This window comes from Arthrobacter sp. BE255 (genome assembly GCF_031457335.1).
In the GTDB taxonomy this organism is placed as follows: Bacteria; Actinomycetota; Actinomycetes; order Actinomycetales; family Micrococcaceae; genus Arthrobacter.
Genome location: NZ_JAVDWK010000003.1, coordinates 317,189 through 333,203, shown reverse-complemented (window position 1 = coordinate 333,203; position 16,015 = coordinate 317,189). Strand labels below are relative to the sequence as shown.

Here is a 16,015-nt window from a genome sequence, read left to right as displayed (position 1 = left end):
AGGACAGCCCCACCAAGTGCGCAGCCCCACAGTTGTACAAGAGCGAGGAACATTCATGAGCAGCGAATCTGCCGCCCCCGAAGCCCCAGCAGCACCCCAGGCCGGTGTTGCCGCCAACGGAGCCCAGCCGGTAGGGGCTGCGCGGCGCCGGGGACCCTTCCGTGAAGGCGAACGCGTCCAGTTGACCGATGAGCGCGGCCGCATGAACACGGTCACGCTTGAAGTGGGCGGCGCCTTCCACACCCACCGCGGATTCCTCAACCACGACGAGATCATCGGCAAAGTGGACGGCTCCGTGGTGTCGAACAACGTTGGCCAGCAGTACCAGACGCTGCGCCCGCTGCTCTCGGACTTTGTCCTCTCCATGCCCCGCGGTGCCGCCGTTGTCTACCCCAAGGACGCCGGCCAGATTGTCACCATGGCGGACATTTTCCCCGGTGCCAGGGTAGTTGAAGCCGGCGTAGGTTCCGGTGCATTGTCCATCTCCCTGCTGCGCGCGGTGGGCGACAACGGCTACCTGCACTCCTTTGAACGGCGCGAGGAATTCGCTGACATCGCCCGCGGCAACGTGGAGACGATCTTCGGCGGCCCGCACCCCGCGTGGAAGATTTCCCTGGGTGACTTCCAGGAGGAAGTTGTCCGCAGCGAGGCCCCGGGATCCGTTGACCGCGTGGTGCTGGACATGCTCGCCCCGTGGGAGTGCCTCGACGCCGTCGCAACCGTCCTTGCTCCCGGCGGCGTCTGGATCAACTACGTGGCCACAGTCACCCAGCTCTCCCGCACTGCCGAAGCCATCCGCGCTGACGGCCGGTTCACCGAGCCGGACGCCTGGGAGTCCATGGTCCGCGGCTGGCATCTTGAAGGCCTCGCGGTCCGCCCCGACCACCGGATGGTTGCACACACCGGATTCCTGCTCGTCACCCGGCGCCTTGCCGACGGCGTGACCGGGATTTCGGTCAAGCGCCGCCCGTCGAAGACCGACTTCGATGAAGCGGACGTCAACGCCTGGACCCCCGGGGCGGTAGGGGAGCGGCTGGTTTCGGACAAGAAGCTCCGCCGTGCCGCGCGCGACGCGATCGCCGGAACGAACGTCAAGGATGACCCGGAGATCACAAACTAGTCCAGATTTCGGGAGTGTTCAGCTGCACCTGCCAACTTGGGGCTAAGGTCTTAAGAGAAGCGCAGGAAGGGGCTGATGCATCATGGAGACTCCGAACCAGGACTCCGGACGTACACCGGCAGAGCAGTCTGCTGTCAATGATCTGTCTGTAGCTGACAGGCAAGTCAACATCCTCCGGGACAAGCTCAGGCACATTGACCGCCAACTGGCGGCTGCAACACAAAACAATGGCAAGCTCGTCACCATGCTGGAAGCCGCGAAAGCGGAGATCCTGCGGCTCAAGAACGCCCTGGACCAGGAAGGGCAGCCGCCGTACAGCTTCGGCACCATTCTCCAGATCAACCCGAAGCGCCAGCCGTCCGCCGGCAACAGCGGCCAGGCTGCCACCGAGGAATCGGTGGATATCTTCAACGCCGGCCGGAAGATGCGGGTGGGCATCAGCCCCCTGGTCAACATCAGCCAGCTCGCCGTCGGCCAGGAGGTACTTCTCAACGAAGCCCTGCTGGTTGTTGCCGGCCTGGGCTACGAACGCGCCGGCGAACTGGCCACCCTGAAGGAGATGCTGGGCACCGACCGTGCCCTCGTCGTCGGACGCGCCGACGAGGAACGCGTCATCCGGCTTTCCGGAGCCCTCCTGGGCGAAAAGCTCCGCGTCGGGGACGCGCTGTCCATTGATTCGCGGACAGGCTACGCCCTGGAGAAAGTCCCCCGGTCCGAGGTGGAGAACCTGGTCCTGGAGGAAGTTCCGGACATCACGTATGAGGACATCGGCGGCCTGGGCCCCCAGATTGAACAGATCCGCGACGCCGTCGAGCTGCCGTTCCTGCACCCGGACCTCTACCGCGAGCACGGGCTGAAGGCACCGAAGGGCATCCTGCTCTACGGTCCGCCGGGCTGCGGCAAGACCCTCATCGCCAAAGCCGTTGCCAACTCGCTGGCCGCCCGGGCGGCTGAACGCTCCGGCAACGTGGACCTCAAGAGCTACTTCCTCAACATCAAGGGCCCCGAACTGCTGGACAAGTACGTCGGCGAAACGGAACGGCACATCCGGCTGATCTTCTCCCGCGCCCGCGAAAAGGCGTCTGACGGCAGCCCCGTAGTGGTGTTCTTCGACGAGATGGACTCCCTGTTCCGCACCCGCGGCACCGGCATTTCCTCCGACGTCGAAACCACCATCGTTCCCCAGCTGCTCAGCGAGATCGACGGCGTGGAGCGGCTGGACAACGTCATCGTGATCGGTGCGTCCAACCGCGAGGACATGATCGACCCCGCGATCCTCCGGCCGGGCCGGCTGGACGTCAAGGTCAAGATCCAGCGGCCGGATGCCGAAGCCGCGGCGGACATCTTCAACAAGTACATCACCACGGACCTGCCCTTCCACGAGTCCGACCTCGCCGAATACGACGGCGATGTCCAGGCCACCGTGGACGCCATGGTCCAGCGCACTGTGGAGGCCATGTACTCCACGGAGAAATCCAACGAGTACCTGGAAGTCACCTACGCCAACGGCGACACCGAGATGCTCTATTTCAAGGACTTCAACTCCGGCGCCGTGGTCCAGAACGTTGTGGACCGGGCCAAGAAGTACGCCATCAAGGACCTCCTGACACTCCACCAGAAGGGCCTGCGGATCGAGCACCTGCTCCGGGCCGTGGTGGACGAATTCCGGGAGCACGAGGACATGCCGAACACCACCAACCCGGATGACTGGGCGCGCATCTCCGGCAAGAAGGGCGAGCGGATCACCTACATCCGGACCATCGTCCAGGGCAAGGCCGGGCAGGAACCCGGGAAGTCCATCGAAACGATGCCCAGCACAGGGCAGTACCTGTGACGGCTGCGCAGGAACCCGCCGTCGGAGGACCCCTCCCCGTCGGCGGGGCCATGCGCGTGATGGGCGCGGAAACGGAATACGGGATCCACGCACCGTCTGCCCCTTCGGCCAACGCCACCATGATGTCCGCCCGCGTGGTGCAGGCATATGCACAGGTGACGCGGCAGCGTGCGGCCGGTGGTGCCGAAACGCGCTGGGACTACACGGACGAAGAGCCGCTGCATGACGCCCGCGGCTGGACGCTGGACCGGGCTTCGGCGCACCCCAGCCAGCTCACGGACCAGCCGCCTGTCCTCGACGCCGAAGCGGTGGCGCTTGCCTACGGCCGCGAGGAACTGGAACTCGACGGCCAGGACGAGTCCGGCACGCTGCTGATGAACATGGTGCTCGGCAACGGCGCCCGCCTCTACGTGGACCACGCCCACCCGGAGTACTCAAGCCCCGAGGTGACCAACCCCCGGGACGCCGTGACCTGGGACGCCGCCGGTGACCTGGTGGCGCTGGCCACGGTCCGGCGGCTCGGCATGGACCCCGACCTGCCGGCGGTCAACCTCTACAAGAACAACACGGACAACAAATCCGTGTCCTACGGCTCGCACGAGAACTACCTCATGCCGCGCTCCGTCCCGTTCGGTGACATCGTGCGCGGCCTGACACCGTTCTTCGTCACGCGGCAGATCCTCTGCGGCGCGGGCAGGGTGGGCCTGGGCCAGGACAGCTCCACGCCCGGGTACCAGATCAGCCAAAGGGCGGACTTTTTCGAGGCGGAGGTGGGCCTCGAAACCACCATCCGGCGGCCGATCATCAACACCCGCGACGAACCGCATGCCACGGCGGACAAGTACCGCCGTCTGCACGTCATCATCGGCGACGCCAACCTGAGCCAGGCATCGAACTACCTCAAGTTCGGCACCACAGCCATGGTCCTCAGCCTCATCGAGGCGGGCCTCGCACCGAAGCTGGAGGTGCATGAACCTGTCGCCGCGCTGCAGGCCATCAGCCACGACACTTCCCTGACCGCCAAAATCCGGCTGCTCGACGGGCGCCGGGTGACAGCGCTGGACCTGCAGTGGATTTACCACGAAGCAGCAGCCAAGCTCGCCCAGGACACCGGCGTTTCCGACGCCATCGACGGCGACGGCCACACGCACGAGGTCCTGGAGCGCTGGGCAACCACCCTGACCCAGCTCGACAGCGACAGGGCGGCCGCCGCTTCCTCAGTCGAATGGCTCGCCAAGCTCTCCATCCTCGAGGGGTACCGGGAACGGGACGGACTTGCCTGGGACGACGCCCGGCTGGGCCTCGTTGACCTCCAGTGGGCGGACATCCGGCCGGAGAAAGGCCTCTACTACCGGCTCCTCGCGCGGGACCGGATGCAACGGATTGTCGACGACGGCGACATCGCCGCCGCGGTCACGGAACCGCCGTCGGACACCCGGGCCTATTTCCGTGGCCGCTGCGTCAGCAGCTTCGGCAAGGACGTTGTGGGCGCCAGCTGGGACTCGGTGATCTTCGACGTTCCTGGCTACGGGCGGCTCCAGCGGGTCCCCACCCGGGAGCCGCTGAGGGGGACCAGGGCGCTGACAGGCGGCCTGTTTGCCCGGCACCGGGAGGCCGGTCCTTTCCTGGCAGAACTGCTGGGACAGAACACCAGTCCGCCGCGGGCGTAAACCGCCCGGGCAGCCGCAGAGCGTGGCAATATGGGCGTATCGGATGTTCCACCCGGACCCGAGCTTTAACACGAGGGAGATAACAATGGCAGGCCAGGAGCAGCAGCAACCGCAGTCGCGCGACAGCCAGGTCGAAGAGGACGTGCCGGAGGCCCCTCCCGCGCCGCCCGAAGCGCAGGCATCCGCAGCGACCCAGGGCGTGGATGACCTCCTAGACGAAATCGACGGCGTCCTGGAATCCAACGCCGAAGAATTCGTCCGGGCGTTCGTCCAAAAGGGCGGTCAGTAACCGGTCCACCACGGCGGCGGAAGCCGCGGACGGCCGCAGATCCGGCAAGACGTTGACTTACTACGTTGAAGGAGTGAATCAGTGCAGGAATCAACCGCCCATCAGGTAGCCGCCAACGCGACGTCGTCGTTCACCGAGCATCTGCAGCGGGACCGGCCCGAACTGCTTCCCTATAACCGGGACTTACCCACGGGAGCAGGCGCCACTCCGCTGCAGGTGCCGCACGCCACCACCATCGTGGCCATGAGCTACGACGGCGGCGTGCTGATGGCCGGGGACCGGCGGGCCACCATGGGCAACATCATCGCAAGCCGGCACATCGAGAAGGTGTTTCCCGCCGACCACTACTCCGTGCTGGGCATCGCCGGGACAGCCGGCATAGCGATCGACCTCACGCGGCTGTTCCAGGTTGAACTTGAGCACTACGAAAAAATTGAGGGCACCCTGTTGAGCCTCGAGGGCAAGGCCAACCGGCTCGGTGCCATGATCCGCGGGAACCTGCCCATGGCGCTGCAGGGGCTGGCGGTCGTGCCGCTCTTTGCCGGGTTCGATACCGCCGCAGGCTTCGGCCGGCTGTTCTCCTACGATGTGACCGGCGGCCGGTATGAGGAACGCGAACACCACACCGTGGGTTCCGGATCGGTGTTTGCCAGAGGCGCCCTGAAGAAACTGTGGCGGCCCAACCTGACCGAAGCCGAGGCCGTTGCCGTGGCTGTGGAGTCCCTCTACGACGCCGCCGACGACGACTCCGCCACCGGCGGCCCCGACCCCGTGCGCCAGCTGTGGCCGGTGGTGTACACGGTCAGCCGCAGCGGAGCCCGGCGCGTGCCGGAACCCGAGCTGGCCGCCGTCGCAGGCAGCATCATTGAATCGCGGACCATTGCCCGGCGGGAGGCCTGATATGACACAGCAGTTCTATGTTTCCCCCGAGCAGCTGATGAAGGACCGTGCGGACTTCGCACGGAAGGGCATTGCCCGAGGCAGGTCCGTGGTGGTGGTCAGCTGCCAGGACGGCATTGCCCTGGTGGCTGAGAACCCGTCCCCGTCCCTGCACAAGATCGGCGAGATCTACGACAAAATCGCCTTCGCCGCGGTGGGAAAGTACAACGAATTCGAAAGCCTCCGCCAGGCGGGCGTGCGGTACGCCGATGTCCGAGGCTACTCCTATGACCGGGAGGACGTCACCGCCCGCGGGCTGGCCAGTGTCTACGCCCAAAGCCTCGGCGCCGTGTTCACCGCGGAACAGAAACCCTTCGAAGTGGAGCTGGCGGTCGCCGAAGTCGCACCGACCCAGGAACAGGACCACCTGTACCGGCTCACGTTCGACGGGTCCATCGCCGACGAGCAAGGGTTCATCGTCATGGGCGGCCAGGCTGACCGGGTGTCATCGGCCATCGCCGACGGCTGGAACGCGTCGCTGCGTTTCCCCGGGGCGATCCGGCTGGCCATGGGCGGGCTGGTCACCGATGCCGAGGCCGGTGCACTCCCGGCCACGGCAGTCGAAGTCGCCGTCCTGGACCGGTTGTCGGAAAGCGCCCGCGGATCCCGGCGCGCATTCCGGCGGTTGAACGACGCCGACATCACGGCACTGCTTGCTGAGGAGGACTGAAATGGACAAAAGAATCTTCGGTATCGAAACCGAATTCGGCATTTCGTATTCGAGCCCCGATTCGAGGCCGCTGGCCCCGGAGGAAGTAGCCCGCTACCTTTTCCGCAAGGTGGTCAGCTGGGGACGGTCGTCCAATGTCTTCCTGACCAACGGCTCACGCCTCTACCTCGACGTGGGCTCCCACCCCGAATACGCCACCGCGGAATGCGATGACCTCGCGCAGCTGATCGCCCATGACCGGGCCGGTGAACTGATCCTTGACGACCTCGTGGACGAGGCACAGTCGCGGCTGGCGGCGGAAGGCTTCAACGGCACTGTCTACCTGTTCAAGAACAACACGGATTCCGCCGGCAACTCATACGGCAGCCACGAGAACTACCTGATCCCCAGGCGCGGGGAGTTCTCCCGGCTCGCGGAGATCCTCATCCCGTTCCTGGTCACGCGGCAGCTGATCGCCGGCGCCGGGAAGATCCTCAAGACCCCGCACGGCGCCACCTACGCGTTCTCGCAGCGCGCGGACCACATCTGGGAAGGCGTGTCATCAGCCACCACCAGGTCCCGTCCCATCATCAACACCCGGGACGAGCCGCACGCCGACGCCGAATTCTTCCGCAGGCTCCACGTCATCGTGGGCGACTCGAACATGTCCGAAACCACCGCGCTCCTCAAGGTCGGGACCGTCGACCTCATCCTGCGCATGATCGAGGCAGGGGTGATCATGCGCGACATGCGGATGGAGAACCCCATCCGCAGCATCCGCGAGATCTCCCATGACCTCAGCGGCAGGGCGCTGGTCCGGCTGGCCAACGGCCGCCAGCTCACCGCCCTGGAAATCCAGCAGGAATACCTGACGAAGGTCACCGCCTTCGTCCAGGAGCACGGGGCGCACAACCCGCACGTGCCGCTGATCCTGGACCTGTGGGGCCGGACTTTGCGGGCCATCGAGAGCGGCGACACCAGCACAATCGACACCGAGATCGACTGGGCCATCAAAAAGAAGCTGATGGACAACTACCGGGACCGGCACGGGCTTGGCCTGGACGCACCCCGGATCGCGCAGCTGGACCTCACCTACCACGACATTTCCCGGACGAGGGGGCTGTACTACCTGCTCCAGGCCAGGGGCGCCGTGCGCCGCGTGGTCGATGACACCGTGGTCAAGGACGCAGTGGATGCGCCGCCGCAGACCACCCGCGCCAAACTGCGGGGTGACTTCGTCCGGCGGGCCCAGGAACTTGGCCGGGACTACACCGTTGACTGGGTCCACTTGAAGCTTAACGACCGCGCCCACCAGACCATCCTCTGCAAGGATCCGTTCCGCAGCGTGGACGACCGCGTGGATGCTCTCCTGGACTCTATGGGCTGACACACAGCTTCAGGGGCTATTCTGGATAGGGCCGTTCTTCGGCCGTGAGCTGCGCCGAGCGAAAATTTCCGGCGCAGCGTCCATCCTGCCCCGACGAAAGTTCTTACGTGCGCCGACTACTAGCAATCCTTATCCCCGGTCTGCTGCTGCTTACCGCCTGTGGAGGCGGGACGCCCGCAGCACCGGAGCCCACCAGCCAGTCCGCAGGTGATACTGCCAAGTTCGACTCCCTGAAACTGACGGACAACGGGGACAAAAAAGCTCCCGGTGTTGAGTTCACCAAGCCGCTTGACGTAGCGGAGCCCACTATCAAGGTCGTCGCCGAAGGCAGCGGCGACGCCGTGAAGGCGAACCAGGTGGCCAACATCTCCATCCTCGCCCTGAACGGCACCGACGGCGCCACACTCGAAGATACCTTTGCCGGCGAACCGGAGCCCCTCGAACTGAACGAGGAACTCAAGACTGGAAGCGCGGTCATCTACAACGCGTTCGTCGGTTCCAAGATCGGTTCAACGCTGGCCCTGGCCATCCCCGGACAGGCAGCAGCCGCTGCAGGTGCCCAGGCCCAGCCCACCCAGCTCCTGCTGATCAAGGTGCTCTCAGCTACGGATGTTGCCCCGGTGCTCGAAAAGCCCGAGGGCGAGACAGTGACCCCGCCGGCCGGCCTCCCCACCGTCAAGGACAACGACAAAGGCATACCGGAAATCTCCGTTGAGGGCGTGGCAGCCCCCACTGCCCTCGTCTCCCAGGACCTGATCAAGGGCACCGGCCCGGAGGTCAAGGAAACCGACACGCTGACCGTCAACTACGTGGGCGTCACCCTCGTGGGCGGCACCAAGTTCGACTCAAGCTATGACCGCGGCGAGACGGCCAGCTTCGCGCTGACCGGCGTCATTAAGGGCTGGACACAGGGGCTCGCAGGCAAGACGGTGGGCTCCCGGGTCCTCCTGGTCATCCCCAAGGACCTCGCGTATGGTGATGCGGGCCAGGGCGAAGCCAAGGGCGACCTCGTCTTCGTTGTGGACATCCTCGGCGCCAAGTAGCCGCACCGCGGGCCCCCACCGGGCCCGGCAAGACCAGCAACACCTCACCCGCCCAACAAATCAAAGGAGCAAGCATGTCATTTGGTCAGCGCGATTTCGACCGCCAGAAGCCGGAAATTGACTTCCCGGAAGGCGATGTCCCCACGGAACTGGTCATCACCGACCTCATTGAGGGCGACGGTGCCGAAGCGAAAGCCGGCGACACCGTCTCCACCCACTACGTAGGCGTCGCCTGGTCCACAGGCGAGGAATTCGACGCCTCATGGGGCCGCGGCGCGCCGCTGGACTTCCGTGTCGGCGTCGGCCAGGTCATCCAGGGCTGGGACCAGGGCCTCCTGGGCATGAAGGTGGGCGGCCGCCGCCGCCTCGAAATCCCCTCGGAGCTGGCCTACGGCTCACGCGGCGCCGGCGGGGCCATCAAGCCCAACGAAGCCCTGATCTTTGTGGTTGACCTCGTGGGCGTCCGCTGACGCGGAGCTCCTGAGGCCTGAGGGCGCGGTAACGATCGGAATGAGCTGTCCCGATCGTTACCGCGCCTTCTGCTTTCCCCGGCGGATTTTAGTAACGTAGCGAAGGTGCCCGCATCCCGTACAGAACGCCTGCTTAATCTCCTGATCGCCCTCCTGAACACAAAATACGGCCTGCGCCGCAGCGAGCTGCGCGAAACGGTCTACCGCGACGTCTCCGGCAACGACGCCTCGTTCGGCCGGATGTTCGAACGTGACAAGGCCGACCTGCGCCACTTCGGATTTGATGTCGAAACAGTCACCGACCTTGGCTGGAGCGAGGACGACCCGGCCACCACCCGATACCGGATCGGGAAGGAGTCCAACCGGCTTCCGGAGGTGGAACTCAGCCCCGGGGAGTGGACGGTCATCCTGCTGGCCTCGCAGTTGTGGGAACGCGCGGCCCTGGGCACCGCCGCGGCAAACGCCCTGCGCAAACTCCAGGCCTCCAGCCGCCTCACTGACGTTGAACTGCCCGTCGGCGTGCAGCCGCGGATCAAGCCTGCCGGCCGGGCCTTCGACGATCTCGTTGCGGCCATGCACGCCCAGCACCCCGTCAGCTTTTCCTACCTCGCAGGAAGCACCGGCAGGGACGAAATGCGCACAGTTGAACCATGGGGCCTGGGGAGCCGGTTCGGCCAGTGGTACCTGGCCGGCTACGACCGGATCCGCCAGGCTCCCCGGTACTTCCGGCTGTCCCGATTGACCAGCGCCGTCACCGTCCTGGCCAAGGAGAGCTACACACCGCCCAAGGAGTTCAATATCCGGGCCGAGCTGGACCGGCTGCCGGAGCTGCCGCTGCTGACCGCGCAGGTGGATGTCCGCGCCGGCCGCCTGCTGGGGCTGCGCCAGCGGGCCCTTGCCGGAACAGAAGGGCAGACGGACACGTCCGGCGGCGGCTACGACCGCCTGGGCATCCAGTACAGGGATGTAGAGGTTCTTGCCGAGGAACTGGCCTCCTACGGTCCGGACGCCATCGCCGTGGCGCCGGGCGAACTCGTCGCCGCTGTCACGCGCAGGCTGCGGGCGGCAGCCGATTTCTGCGCGGCCCCGGTTCCGGCCATTGCCTTCAATGATCAGCCCCGGGCGGGGACCCTCCGCAAACGGACCTCCGAAGACCAGCTCAAGCGCATGCTCCAGCTGGTTCCGTTTTTGGTCCATAACCAGGGACTGCACATCCATGACGTTGCCGAAAGGTTCGGCGTCAGCCGCGAGGAACTCGAAGACGACCTGCGGATCCTCATCTGCTCCGGGCTGCCTGAGGGGTACCCGGACGACCTCCTCGACATCCAGTGGGAGGACGACCACGTCTACATCACACAGGACCTGGACCTAAAGCGCCCTGTCAGATTCACCGTGGCGGAGGCCTGTGCGCTGCTTACCGGCCTGGAAACCCTGAACGGGCTGCCGGAACTCGCCGAAGGAGGCGCGCTGGAATCGGTCACGCTCAAACTGATGGCCGCGGCGGGCGAGGAAGGGCTGAGGGCAGGGTCCCTGGCTGGACCGGCAGTCGGTCCCGCTGACAGGGCCACGCTTGAACTCGTCCGCCAGGCCGTCGCTTCCAGGTCCCAGCTGCACCTGGTGTACCTGTCGCCCCAGGGCGACCGGGTTTCCGAACGGGAGGTGGACCCGCTCCGGCTCTATTCGCTCGACAACACGTGGTATTTCGAGGCCTACTGCCACTCAGCCCAGGGGCTGCGGAACTTCCGCCTTGACCGCGTTCAGGAACTTCAGCCGAACGGGAACCCGGCGTCGGCCGCGGTGGAGCCAAACGAAGGCTTCCCGGCAAAGCTGTTCACGCCGAACGACGACGACACAACAGTGACGGTCCAGCTCACCAGGCAGGGTACCGGGCTGGCCGACGATTATTACGCCGAACGGACCTCCGAGCTGCCCGACGGGGGTCTGCTGGCAGAGATCCGCTTTGGCAACACGGCATGGCTGCCCATGTTCGTAGCACAGCACGGCGGCGCCGTGCGCATCCTCGAACCCCGGGAGCTTGCCGACCAGTCACGTGCCTGGATCGAGGCGTCCCTGGCCAGCTACGGGGGCTAGACTTCTCAGCATGCCTTGGTGGTCTTGGATCCTTATCTGGATAGCGCTGGTTGCGCTGTCCCTGCTGTTCTATGTCCTGCTGGGCATCCGGCTGTTCCGCCAGTTTATGGCGACGCTCAAGGACCTGGGCGCGGCCGGGGACAGGCTTGGCCATCTCAGCCCGGCCGTCCCGCCGGCGGCACCGGAGCAGGCGGCGCACGCCCAGGGCGCAGCCGTTTTTGCCTCTCCAGTACAGATGCGACATGATTACCACACATCCAAATCAGCCCGCCGGGAGGACCGCCGCCTAAGGCGTGTCCAGCGCCGGACTGACCGTGGCCAGCGGCAGTCGCTTGGCGATCTGGACTTCACTTAGACGTAGGATGTTTTTAGAGGAAAGGAATTCCCGTGGGAAGACTCTTTGATGGCCCCTGGCCGATCGTCATTATTATCGTTGTTGCTTTGCTGCTCTTTGCTGCCCCCAAGCTTCCTGCCATGGCGCGCAGCCTTGGCCAGTCCATGCGGATCATCAAGTCCGAGGTCAAGGAAATGAAGAACGACGGCAAGGCCGAAACTCCTGCCGACACGACCGGACCGGTGGAGGGCAGGATCGTCAACCACCCGCAGGCAAAGCCCGGTGAGCCGACGGACGGTACTGACGTGCCGCCGTCGAACCGCGCCTAACCCACGGTGGCACTGACGAGGGGCCGGAAAGCCAACCCAGAGGGCCGGATGGCCCTCTGGGACCACCTCAAGGAACTCAAGAACCGGCTGATCAAATCCGGGATCGGCGTCCTGGTGGGCGCAATCGGCGGGTGGGTTCTCTACAACCCGCTGCTGTCAGCCCTCAAGGAACCGGTGGACAGGATTGCCCTGCAGACCGGTGGGGTTTCGTCGGTCAACTTCTCCAACATCGGGTCGGCCTTCGATTTCCAGCTGCAGATGTCCCTCATTATTGGCCTGGTCATTTCCAGCCCGATCTGGATTTACCAGCTGTGGGCGTTCATCACCCCCGGGCTGACCAGCACTGAACGGCGCTACACGCTGGGCTATATGGCTGCTGCAGTGCCGCTCTTCCTTGCCGGCATCTGGGCCGGCTGGCTGGTTGTGCCCCAGGTTGTCCGTGCCCTCACGCAGTTCACCCCGGCTGGATTCTCCAACATCATTGACGCCCGGGACTACATCGACTTCGTCACGCGGATGGTCCTTGTCCTGGGGTTCGCGTTCCTTGTCCCGGTGGTCCTGGTGGGGATTAACATGGCCGGCGTGGTCACCGGCCGGACCATCCTCAAGGCCTGGCGCATCACGGTCTTCCTGGTCTTCGTCCTGGCGGCCATCGCCGCCCCGGGAGCCGACGCGATCTCGATGTTTATGCTCGCAGGCCCGTTGCTGGTGCTGTTTTTCGCGGCCATCGGCATCTGCCTGCTGAATGACAAGCGCCGCGCCCGGCGCGTAAGCAAGCGCGAGGCTGAGACCGAGGCCACAGCCGACGTCGCGACGCCCGGAAACGAACTGAAGAACCTGTAGTCCCGCGCCCACTAGGCTGGAGTTATGTCCTCTATTTCCGGGCCGCCACCTGCGGGGCCGTATTCTTCCCGGCCGACCGTTCCCGCCCAGCTCTCGCCGTCTGAGAGATACCAGGCCAGCAAGGAACGGACAGCCGAGGCCGCCAGCTACCTGGGCGGTTTTATCCGAACCCTGGACTTCGAGCTGGATGACTTCCAGCGCCAGGCGTGCAGGTCCCTGCAGGAGGGCAGGGGAGTGCTGGTCGCGGCGCCCACCGGCGCGGGCAAGACCATCGTGGGTGAGTTCGCGATCTATCTCGCGCTTGAGCGGAACCTCAAAGCTTTCTACACCACGCCCATCAAGGCGCTGAGCAACCAGAAATTTGCCGAGCTGGCCGAAAAATACGGTGCCGAAAACGTTGGCCTCCTCACGGGAGACACCAGCATCAACGGCGAGGCACCCGTGGTGGTGATGACCACCGAAGTCCTCCGCAACATGCTGTACGCCGACTCCGCTTCGCTGGATGACCTGGGTTTTGTGGTCATGGACGAGGTGCATTACCTCGCCGACCGCTTCCGCGGGGCCGTGTGGGAGGAAGTCATCATCCACCTGCCCAGCGAAGTCCAGGTGGCTTCGCTGAGTGCCACGGTGTCGAACGCGGAAGAGTTCGGCGCGTGGCTGGACACCGTCCGCGGCGACACCGACATCATCGTCTCCGAGCACCGGCCCGTTCCGCTGTGGCAGCACGTCATGGTGGGCAAGGAGATCGTAGACCTCTTCGCGGGCGAGACCACCTTTGACGAAATCGCACCGCCCGCCGACGCCGAAACGGGTGCCCCCGTAACTGCGGCGGCACCCGAAGAGGTGGCCGGCCGTGGATTCGAGGTCAACCCCGACCTGTTGGCCATGGCCAGGAGCGAGAGCCAGCAGAGCTTCCGCGGGCGTTTTGGCCACGGCGGCCGCAGCCAGCGCCGGCAACAGAGGCAGCGCGGGGACGACCGCCCGGGTCAGGGCGCCCAACAGGCAGGTGTCCGGAAGGCCAGCCGCCCCCAGGTGATCGCCAGCCTGGACCGGCAGGACCTGTTGCCGTCCATTACCTTCATCTTTTCGCGTGCGGGCTGCGACGCAGCCGTAGCGCAGTGCGTGTCCTCCGGACTGTGGCTGACCACGGAGAAGGAGCAGCGCATCATTGCCCAGCGCGTCGATGAGGCCGGGCAGGATATCCCCTCCGAGGACCTGGACGTACTCGGCTTCTGGACCTGGCGCGACGGCCTGCTCCGCGGCTTTGCAGCCCACCACGCAGGAATGCTGCCCACGTTCAAGGAGGTCGTGGAGAAGCTGTTCGTTGAAGGCCTCGTCAAAGCGGTCTTCGCCACCGAGACCCTTGCCCTGGGCGTGAACATGCCGGCCCGTTCCGTGGTCCTGGAGAAGCTCGACAAGTTCAACGGTGAAGCCCACGTGGACATCACCGCGGGGGAGTACACCCAGCTGACGGGCCGTGCGGGCCGGCGCGGCATCGACGTCGAAGGCCACGCCGTGGTGCTTTGGCAGCCAGGGACGGATCCGACGGCGGTGGCCGGCCTTGCGTCGCGCCGTACGTATCCGCTCAACTCCAGTTTCCGGCCGACGTACAACATGAGCATCAACCTGTTGGCGCAGTTCGGCCGGGCCCGTGCCCGCGAAATCCTGGAATCCTCGTTTGCGCAGTTCCAGGCGGACCGTTCCGTTGTGGGCCTCGCCAGGCAGGTGCGCAGCAGGGAAGAGTCCCTGGCCGGTTACGCCAAGTCGATGACCTGCCATCTCGGGGACTTCACCGAATATGCCAGGCTGCGCCGGGAGCTGTCGGACGCTGAAAACATGACCTCCAGGAGCAAGTCGCGGGCCAGGAAATCGCTCAGCGACGACTCGCTGGCCAGGCTTCTGCCGGGGGACGTTGTGGACGTGCCCGGAGGCAGGGCGCCGGGTCCGGCTATTGTGCTGAGTTCGGATCACACGAGCCGGGAACCGCGGCCTGCCGTCCTGACGCTGGACAACCAGCTGCGCAGGATCGGAACCGAGGACCTGGAGGGGCCCATCGCGCCCATGACGCGGATCCGGATCCCGAAGTCGTTCAATGCCAAGGTGCCAAAGTCGCGGCGGGATCTTGCGTCGTCTGCGCGCAATGCACTGCGGGAGAACCGGCCCCCGGCCGCCACCACCAGCAGCAGGGACATCGATTTCGGCCGCGCCACGGCCCTGCCCAACCAGGAAAAGCGCATTACAGAGCTGCGGCGTGCCCTCCGCGCCCACCCCTGCCATGGCTGCAGCGAGCGTGAGGACCACGCCCGCTGGTCGGAACGGTGGTGGAAGCTGAGGCGCGAAACGGATGCGCTGGTCCGGCAGATCCAGGGACGGACCAACACCATTGCCAAGACGTTCGACCGGGTCTGCGACGTGCTCTCCGCCTACGGCTACCTGGAAACGGCGGCGGACGGCCGGCAGTCCATCAGTGCGGACGGCCAGCGGCTGCGCCGCATTTACGGTGAAAAGGACCTGCTGATCTCGCAGTCCCTGCGGTTGGGCGCCTTCGGTGACCTGGACGCCGTCGAAGTTGCCGCCCTCGCCAGCGTCCTGGTCTACCAGGCCAAACGCGAGGACCGGGGCCTCCGGCCGCGGATGCCCAGCGTCTCGCTGGAATCGTCCGTGGACGTGGTGATCCGTGAATGGTCGGCGCTTGAGGACGTGGAGGAGCAGAACAAGCTTCCGCTGACAGGCGAGCCGGAACTGGGACTCGTCTGGCCCATGTACAAGTGGGCACGGGGCCGGCACCTGCAGGAAGTCCTCAACGGCACGGACCTCGCAGCGGGCGACTTTGTGCGGTGGGTCAAACAGGTCATCGACCTGCTGGACCAGCTCGCCAAGATTCCCGGGCTGGAACCCCGCCTCGCGCGGCTGTGCACGGAAGCGATTTCGCTCATCCGCCGCGGCGTGGTGGCCTACTCTTCCGTGGTCTGACCCTCCGCCTGCCGCACCGCACGTGCGCCGCCCACAATTCCTAG

At 65.6% G+C, this 16,015-nt stretch carries 14 protein-coding genes; all 14 read left to right on the top strand.

Translation table 11 applies throughout. From position 1 onward, the window contains the following. Window positions 1-55 precede the first annotated feature (55 nt). Window positions 56-1,120 carry a tRNA (adenine-N1)-methyltransferase gene (locus J2X42_RS07845; RefSeq protein ID WP_310163911.1) on the top strand — a complete coding sequence of 355 codons (1,065 nt, stop codon included), beginning with the start codon at window positions 56-58 and terminating at the stop codon, window positions 1,118-1,120. A gap of 82 nt (window positions 1,121-1,202) precedes the next feature. Then, window positions 1,203-2,954 (top strand): proteasome ATPase, encoded by a 1,752-nt coding sequence (arc, locus tag J2X42_RS07840; RefSeq protein WP_310163908.1) that lies wholly within the window; start codon window positions 1,203-1,205, stop codon window positions 2,952-2,954. A 50-nt stretch (window positions 2,955-3,004) separates the two neighbouring features. Then, window positions 3,005-4,624, top strand: coding sequence for a depupylase/deamidase Dop (dop, locus tag J2X42_RS07835; RefSeq protein ID WP_310164303.1), 1,620 nt, complete (start codon window positions 3,005-3,007; stop codon window positions 4,622-4,624). Between the two features lie 85 nt (window positions 4,625-4,709). Next, on the top strand, window positions 4,710-4,913 hold the full coding sequence (locus tag J2X42_RS07830) for a ubiquitin-like protein Pup (RefSeq protein WP_131133000.1): 204 nt from the start codon (window positions 4,710-4,712) through the stop codon (window positions 4,911-4,913). 81 nt (window positions 4,914-4,994) lie between these two features. Continuing rightward, entirely contained in the window at window positions 4,995-5,813 is an 819-nt protein-coding gene (gene prcB / locus J2X42_RS07825; protein ID WP_310163906.1) for a proteasome subunit beta, read from the top strand. Between the two features lies 1 nt (window position 5,814). Beyond that, window positions 5,815-6,522, top strand: coding sequence for a proteasome subunit alpha (gene prcA / locus J2X42_RS07820; protein ID WP_310163904.1), 708 nt, complete (start codon window positions 5,815-5,817; stop codon window positions 6,520-6,522). Window position 6,523: 1 nt separating this feature from the next. Continuing rightward, window positions 6,524-7,888, top strand: coding sequence for a Pup--protein ligase (pafA, locus tag J2X42_RS07815; protein WP_310163900.1), 1,365 nt, complete (start codon window positions 6,524-6,526; stop codon window positions 7,886-7,888). Between the two features lie 107 nt (window positions 7,889-7,995). After that, a complete protein-coding gene (locus J2X42_RS07810) occupies window positions 7,996-8,931 on the top strand; it encodes an FKBP-type peptidyl-prolyl cis-trans isomerase (RefSeq protein WP_310163897.1) in 936 nt (311 codons plus the stop codon). Window positions 8,932-9,005: 74 nt separating this feature from the next. Further along, window positions 9,006-9,401: an FKBP-type peptidyl-prolyl cis-trans isomerase gene (locus J2X42_RS07805; RefSeq protein WP_131133005.1), complete on the top strand. Its 396-nt coding sequence runs from the start codon at window positions 9,006-9,008 to the stop codon at window positions 9,399-9,401. 105 nt (window positions 9,402-9,506) lie between these two features. Then, the gene (locus J2X42_RS07800; RefSeq protein ID WP_310163894.1) at window positions 9,507-11,492 is read left to right on the top strand and encodes a WYL domain-containing protein; all 1,986 of its coding nucleotides are present in this window, start codon (window positions 9,507-9,509) and stop codon (window positions 11,490-11,492) included. A gap of 10 nt (window positions 11,493-11,502) precedes the next feature. Next, window positions 11,503-11,847: a hypothetical protein gene (locus tag J2X42_RS07795; RefSeq protein ID WP_310163892.1), complete on the top strand. Its 345-nt coding sequence runs from the start codon at window positions 11,503-11,505 to the stop codon at window positions 11,845-11,847. Window positions 11,848-11,879: 32 nt separating this feature from the next. Further along, window positions 11,880-12,155 carry a Sec-independent protein translocase subunit TatA gene (gene tatA, locus J2X42_RS07790; protein WP_310163890.1) on the top strand — a complete coding sequence of 92 codons (276 nt, stop codon included), beginning with the start codon at window positions 11,880-11,882 and terminating at the stop codon, window positions 12,153-12,155. A 48-nt stretch (window positions 12,156-12,203) separates the two neighbouring features. After that, window positions 12,204-12,998: a twin-arginine translocase subunit TatC gene (gene tatC, locus J2X42_RS07785; protein WP_310163888.1), complete on the top strand. Its 795-nt coding sequence runs from the start codon at window positions 12,204-12,206 to the stop codon at window positions 12,996-12,998. 24 nt (window positions 12,999-13,022) lie between these two features. Then, window positions 13,023-15,971 (top strand): DEAD/DEAH box helicase, encoded by a 2,949-nt coding sequence (locus tag J2X42_RS07780; RefSeq protein WP_310163885.1) that lies wholly within the window; start codon window positions 13,023-13,025, stop codon window positions 15,969-15,971. Window positions 15,972-16,015 lie beyond the last annotated feature (44 nt).